The 6,366-nt window shown below is 77.3% G+C and carries 6 protein-coding genes and 2 pseudogenes; 7 read left to right on the top strand and 1 reads right to left on the bottom strand.

The window, feature by feature from the left end; translation table 11 throughout:
• The 5 genes and pseudogenes from ABZW03_RS35300 to ABZW03_RS35280 form a co-directional block, all read left to right on the top strand.
• A pseudogene (locus ABZW03_RS35300) lies at positions 1-282 on the top strand (hypothetical protein); the annotation flags it as partial.
• 72 nt (positions 283-354) lie between these two features.
• Positions 355-880 (top strand): annotated as a pseudogene (locus tag ABZW03_RS35295) (ATP-binding protein).
• Positions 881-910: 30 nt separating this feature from the next.
• Positions 911-1,324 carry a PPOX class F420-dependent oxidoreductase gene (locus ABZW03_RS35290; RefSeq protein WP_355267820.1) on the top strand — a complete coding sequence of 138 codons (414 nt, stop codon included), beginning with the start codon at positions 911-913 and terminating at the stop codon, positions 1,322-1,324.
• A gap of 40 nt (positions 1,325-1,364) precedes the next feature.
• Positions 1,365-2,303, top strand: coding sequence for a hypothetical protein (locus ABZW03_RS35285; protein WP_355267817.1), 939 nt, complete (start codon positions 1,365-1,367; stop codon positions 2,301-2,303).
• A gap of 21 nt (positions 2,304-2,324) precedes the next feature.
• A complete protein-coding gene (locus tag ABZW03_RS35280; protein WP_355267814.1) occupies positions 2,325-2,726 on the top strand; it encodes an NTP pyrophosphohydrolase in 402 nt (133 codons plus the stop codon).
• Positions 2,727-2,739: 13 nt separating this feature from the next.
• Here ABZW03_RS35280 and ABZW03_RS35275 read toward each other — a convergent pair whose 3' ends face one another.
• Entirely contained in the window at positions 2,740-4,407 is a 1,668-nt protein-coding gene (locus tag ABZW03_RS35275) for a TROVE domain-containing protein (RefSeq protein ID WP_355267811.1), read from the bottom strand.
• A 270-nt stretch (positions 4,408-4,677) separates the two neighbouring features.
• On the opposite strand from ABZW03_RS35275, the gene ABZW03_RS35270 reads away from it, so the two are divergent.
• Both ABZW03_RS35270 and ABZW03_RS35265 read left to right on the top strand, forming a co-directional pair.
• Positions 4,678-4,869: a hypothetical protein gene (locus ABZW03_RS35270; RefSeq protein ID WP_355267808.1), complete on the top strand. Its 192-nt coding sequence runs from the start codon at positions 4,678-4,680 to the stop codon at positions 4,867-4,869.
• Positions 4,870-4,916: 47 nt separating this feature from the next.
• A partial coding sequence (locus ABZW03_RS35265; RefSeq protein WP_355267823.1) for a heavy metal translocating P-type ATPase occupies positions 4,917-6,366 on the top strand: 1,450 nt, incomplete at its 3' end.

The following is a 6,366-nucleotide window of genomic DNA, read 5'->3' as shown; positions in this document are numbered from 1 at the left end:
GAGTACACCGCGGACGTCACCGGCGAGACCCCCGGGGCCCCCGCCGACCCCGCCGCGCCCGGCACCGCCGTCGCCGCCTGGGCCACCGCCCGCACCACCGCCCGCCGCCGCACCGCGGCCGCCACCGTCCGGGCCGTCCCCGTCCCGGCGTACGGCGGGGGCGGCGCGACCGCCGTCGGGGGCGCCACCGGCCTCGGCGGGCGCGGCCGGCGCCGCCTCACCCGCCGCGCCCGCGCGCTGGTCCACACCGCCCGCTCCCGCGGGTCCCGGCCGTCCCGCTGAGCGTGGACCCGACCACCCCGCCCCGGAGAAAACCGGTGGCCGCACGCCCGGCTCCGCCGGCACGATCCGGGGGTGACGACGTTGTTCCTGATGGTCGGCCTGCCGGGAGCCGGGAAGACCACGAGGGCCCGGCAGCTCGCGGCGGAGCACGGCGCGCTGCGCCTGACACCCGACGACTGGATGATCCCCCGGTTCGGCACGCCGGAGCCGGACGGGAAGCGCGACGTACTGGAGGGGTGCATGCTCCGGCTCGCCCTGGAGGCGGTCCGGCTGGGCACCGACGTCGTGGTGGACTACGGCTGCTGGTCCCGGGAGGAACGGTCCGCGATCCGCCGGCTGGCGGAGGCCGAGGGCGCGTGCTGCCGGATGGTCTACCTGCCCGTGGACGACGACACCCAGCGCGCCCGGATCGCCCACCGCTGGGCGACCACCCCCGAGGAGAGCTTCCCGATGACGGAGGCCGACATCCTGCACGGGCGGGCGCACTTCGAGGAGCCCGACGCGGCGGAGCTGGCCGGCCGCACGGCGGACGGCCCGCCCCCCCGGCTGGGCGGACTGGCGGCAGTGGGCCGCCCACCGGTGGCCGTCGTTCGCCTGACCCGCACCGACACGCCCTAGACTTCCGGCCATGACCACGCCCGACCCCTCCGCCGCGGACCGGCTCGCCCGGATCGTCCGGCTCTCCTCCGGGAGCTACCTGCTCGTCACCACGTACAAGAAGGACGGCACCGCCGTGCCGACCCCGGTGTGGGTGGTGCGCGACGGGGAGGCGCTCGGTGTCTGGACCGTCGCGGACTCCTGGAAGGTCAAGCGGATCCGCAACCGCGCGGACGTGCTGGTCGGCCCCTGCGACGTCAAGGGCCGCCCGACCGGCGAGCAGTACCCCGCCACCGCCGAGATCCTCGGCCCCGAGCGCACCGCCGCCTACCGCACGCTGCTGCGCCAGAAGTACGGCCTGCTGGGCGTGCTCACCCTGCTCGGCAGCCGGCTGCGGCGCGGCGAGCGCGGGACGGTCGGCATCCGGATCACGCCGGCCGACTGACGGCCCGACGGCGGGCGACCGGCTCCGGTAGCCTCCCGGGATGGTCACCTCCCTTCCCCCCGGCCGCCTCACCACGCGGCTCGTCGACGGGCTCCTCTGCGCCTACACCCCGACCGCCGTGGGCGAGTTGTCCCCCGCCGCGGCCTACCGGCCGGCCGCCGGCGACGAGGTCGTCGGGCACGCCGTCGCCGCCGACCTCCGGCACGCCTACTACACGACGCTCGACGCGGTCGTCGGCGTGACGGCGGACGGCGCGGAGGTCTGGCGGTCGCGGTTCGAGCCGGCGGCGGCCCAGGTCCACGGCCACCGGCCCGGCTGCGCGCTGTCCTCGGACGGACGGGTGGTCTGGGTCTACCGGCCCGACGAGATGGCGGGCCGCGGCCGGCCGGACCAGTGGGTCGCGGTGGACGCCGCGACCGGGGCCGCCCTCGCCCAGGCGGACCTGGACACGGTCGGGCACGGCGCCGTGCAGCGGGCGCACCCGGTGAGCGGCGAGATCCTGCTCAACGTGGGCGAGGGGCAGGACGGCACGATCGTCCACCGCGCGTCGCTGGCCGGCGGCCGGATCGACCTCGTCCGCTACCCCTGGGTCGACCGCTGCCTGATCGACCTCTCGCCCGACGGGCACCGGTTCCTGACCGTCGACCACGAGCAGAACGACCTCGCCGTCCACGCCTTCCCTTCGGGCGAGGTGGAGTTCACCCTGACGGTCGACGACTTCGGGCAGGACCCGGACGCCGTCTTCCTGGAGTGGAGCGGCGGCTACCTGACCGCCGACACCCTCGTCGTCGCCCTCATCGGCGAGACCGAGGACGAGGAGGACTGGTTCCGCCACTACCGCGTCGACGCCCGCTCCGGCCGCGTCCACGGCGAGTTCGACGCCCACGCGGCGGCCCCGGACGACATCCGCCCGCTCGGTGACGGCTCCTGGCTCACCACCGCCGCCTCCGGCCACCCGATCCGCTGGACCGACCGCTAGGGTCTGGCAGGCTTGGCGGGCATGGAACAGAACGAGGCCGTGCCGCCGCCGCTGCTGGTGGTCGACGGTGCGAATGTGGTCGGCTCCGTCCCGGACGGCTGGTGGCGGGACCGGCGGGGTGCCGCCGAGCGGCTGCGGGACGCGCTGGTGCCACTCGCCGCCCGGGGTCTGCCGGAGCTGCCCTGGCCGGTGGAGGTGGTGCTGGTGGTCGAGGGCGCGGCCCGGGGTGTCGCCGGGCTGCCGGAGGTCCGGGTGGTGGAGGCGAGCGGCAGCGGGGACGACCGGATCGTGGAGCTGGTCGGGGCGGCCCGGGCCGAGCACCCGGGGCGGGCCTGCCTGGTGGCCACCGCCGACCGCGAGCTGCGGGCGAGGGTCGGCGCGCTCGGCGCCGCCGTGACCGGGCCGCGTACCGTCCGGCCGTAGCCGGCACCGCCCGTCAGTCCCAGGGCCAGGCGGCGGCGTGGCCGCGCTCCAGCAGCGGGATCAGCGCGAAGGACGCGTCGCCGAGCCCGCCGAAGGTGTAGCGGCGCGGGCCGGGCGGGGTGTGGCCGGTGCCGTAGCCGGCCAGGTTCCAGGTGTAGACCGGGACGTCCTCGGGGACGGGGGCGAACGGGTCGGAGCGCGACCGGTCGTCCTGCTCGTCGGTCACCACGACCACCCGGTCGTGCTCCCGGTAGTGCTTGAGCACGGCGGCGGCCGTCCGGGTGCCGCCCAGGGCGCGGAAGCGTCCCACGGTCTCCAGCACCGACGGGCCCGGTTCGACCGTCCAGCTGCCGCTGCCGAACTGGACCAGGTCGGCCCGCTCGGCCCGCAGGGCCAGGGCGGTGCCGAAGACGGCGGCCGTGTCCGCCCGGTCGAGCCCGGTCCGGGCCGAGGGCTGGTCGAACATCGAGCCCGAGCGGTCCACCAGCACCAGGGTGCGGCCGGGCAGCGCGGGCACCCGGGCCAGCGAGTGGCCGAGGGCGGTCCCCAGCGCCTCGGCCCAGCGCGGCGACCGGGCGGCGCGGTGGGCGGCCAGGTAGCGGAACGGGAACTGCCGGGAGCGCCGCACCTCCTCCGGGTCGGCGATCCGGCGGGCCACCGCCGCGGCCGCCGCGTCGCCGACCCCGGCCTGGTCGAAGTTGCGCAGGTTCCGCACCAGCGCCATCGGCCCCATCGAGGGGATGACGGCCTCCCAGACGGCGGCGTCCAGCGGGCCGTGCAGCCAGCCGGCCAGGGCCTCCCAGGTCATTCCGGCCTCGGCCAGGCGGTCCGCGCCGCCGGGGCCGGTGACCAGCGCGCGGCGGTCGGCCCGCGGGACGGCGAGCAGCGCGTGGTGGCTGGTCAGCAGGCGCTCGCCGGCGGGCGGCAGGGCGCTCTCCGGGTGGTGGCGGCGGTCCAGGGCGTACCGGAACAGCGCGCCCTGCCAGGGCCTGGCCGGGTCGGGCGCGGGGTGGGTCAGCTCCAGGACGTCGCCGAAGCGGAAGCGGTGCGCGGGGGTGTCGTACTTCAGCAGGGCGCGGGCGGTGTAGAGCCGGCGGACGGCGTCACCGATGCCGCGGCGCAGCGGCTGGGGCAGCCGGCGGCCGTACCGGGTGGTCCAGATCTCCAGCAACTCCCCGGGCTCGTCCGGCCGTTGGAGCACCGCGTCGACGGCCTGGCGGGAGTACCCGGCGGCGCCGGCCGCCGCTCGGGCGTGGACGAACGCGGCGGCTCCGGCCACCGCGGCCGTCCTGATCCGGGCCTCGGTGCGCAGCCAGCGGAGCAGCCCGAGGGTCCAGCGCGGGTCGCTCAGGGCGTGCTCGCGGACCAGCCGGAGGTAGCGTTCCTCGCGCTCGGCGGCCGTCTCGTAGAAGGTGTCCCGGCCGAACCGGTGGGAGACGGCGAGGAGGAACAGCTCCGCCTTCGGTTCCCGGACGTAGCCCGATCCGCCCTGGTGGTTGGCGACGCCCCGGCGGCGGACGACCGGGGGCGGTGCCGAGCGCAGGTGCCGGACCTCCGGGACGGGCCACGCGCCGTCGGTGGCGAGCGGGGAGGACACGCCGCGCCTGGTGAGTCCCGGTAGTTCTCGCTGGATCTCGGCCCTGGTGGCGGCCTTGGTCCGGGGGCGGCTGAACCGGGTCATGCAGGTGTCCCCCTGGTGGGTGGTCTCGCTGGGGTGGGGCCGGGTGCGCGGGCACGCCGGGGCGGGCGCCTCCCGGGATCAGAGGTGGCACCGGTGGCACTTTTTTCGTCAGGAAGTAACCGGGGCCGGGGCGCATCGGGAGGCGCCGGTCCGGACGTTACCCGGTGGGGCGACGGCCCGTCATCCGAATTGGGCCCCGTCCCTGCGCGCGGCGACGACGATTTCGGAGCGTACGGGAACCAACCGGAGCGGCCGTCCGACTGCTGGGGCGTGAGTGCGAAATCGCCGGGTGTCCGGCCGTCGAGTGTGCTGGCGGGGTTCCTCCTGCTGCTGGTGGTGGTGTTCGTGGTGGCCTACGGGGTGGGGCGGCAGGTCGGGCCGGTGGCGCCCGGGCTGCGGCCCGCGGACGGGGGCGGCGCGTCGCCCGGGATGGGTGGGCACGACATGGGCGGGATGCGGTGAGCGCGGTCGCGGAGCCCGTGGTCGCCACGGATCTGGCGGTCGGCGGGATGACCTGCGCCGCCTGCGTGGGGCGGGTCGAGAAGCGGCTGGCCAGGCTCGACGGGGTGACGGCCGGGGTGAACCTGGCGACCGGGCGGGCCCGGGTGCTGCACCCCGCCGGGGTGCCGGTCGCCGAGCTGGTGGCGGCGGTCGAGCGGGCGGGCTACACCGCCGAGCCGCTGCCCGCCGGGGCGCCGGTCGGGGTGGCCGAGGAGCCGGACGAGCGGTGGCGGCTGCTGGTCACCGCCCTGCTGGCCGTCCCGGTGCTGGTGCTGTCGATGGTGCCGTCGGCGCAGTTCACCGCCTGGCAGTGGGTCTGCTTCGGGCTCGCCGTCCCGGTGGTGACCTGGGGGTCGGCGGGCTTCCACCGCCGGGCGTGGCAGGGGCTGCGGCACGCGGCGGCGACCATGGACACCCTGGTCAGCCTGGGCATCATCGCCTCCTTCGGCTGGTCGGCGTACGCGCTGTTCCTCGGCGGGGCCGGCGATCCGGACATGCGGATGCCGTTCTCGCTGACCGCCGACGCCGGCGGCACCGCGCACGTGTACCTGGAGGCGGCGGTCGGCGTGCCGCTGTTCGTGCTGGCCGGGCGGCTGCTGGAGGGCCGGGTGCGCCGGCGCAGCGGCTCCGCGCTGCGGGCGCTGGCCGAGCTGGGCGCCAAGCAGGTGTGCCTGCGCGGGGCGGACGGCGAGGAGCGCCTGGTGCCGATCGAACTGCTGCTGCCCGGGCAGGAGTTCGTGGTGCGGCCGGGCGAGCGGGTGGCCACCGACGGGGTGGTGGTGGAGGGCGGTTCGGCGCTCGACCTGAGCCTGCTGACCGGGGAGAGCGTGCCGGTCGAGGTCGGCCCCGGGGACCAGGTGGCGGGCGCGACGGTGAACGTCGGCGGCGCGCTGGTGGTCCGGGCCACGGCGGTCGGCGCGGACACCCAACTGGCCCGGATCACCGCGCTGGTGGCGGAGGCCCAGGCCGGCAAGGCGCGGGCGCAGCGGCTGGCGGACGCGGTGGCCGGGGTGTTCGTGCCCTGCGTGCTGGCGGTCGCGGCGAGCGTGCTGGGCTTCTGGCTGGGGGCGGGCGCCGCCCCGCAGGCGGCGGTGACGGCGGCGGTCGCGGTGCTGGTGGTGGCCTGCCCGTGCGCGCTCGGGCTGGCCACGCCGACGGCGCTGCTGGCGGCGACCGGACGGGGCGCGGAGCTGGGCGTGCTGGTGCGCGGCCCGGAGGTGCTGGAGAGCCTGCGCCGGGTGGACACGGTGGTGATGGACAAGACCGGGACGCTGACCACCGGACGGATGGAGCTGGCCGCCGTCACCACGGCGGACGGCCTCGCCGAGGACGAGGCGCTGCGGCTCGCGGGCGCGGTCGAGCACCGCTCGGAGCACCCGATCGGCCGGGCCGTCGCGGCGGCGGCCCGGAGCGCTGCGGCAGTTCACCGGGTGGGACATCGACGCCCAGCTCGCGGAC

The sequence above is a fragment of the Kitasatospora sp. NPDC004799 genome (assembly GCF_040609095.1).
GTDB lineage: Bacteria > Actinomycetota > Actinomycetes > Streptomycetales > Streptomycetaceae > Kitasatospora.
Note: the sequence above shows the minus strand (reverse complement) of the source record. Positions and strands in the feature narration are given on the sequence as shown.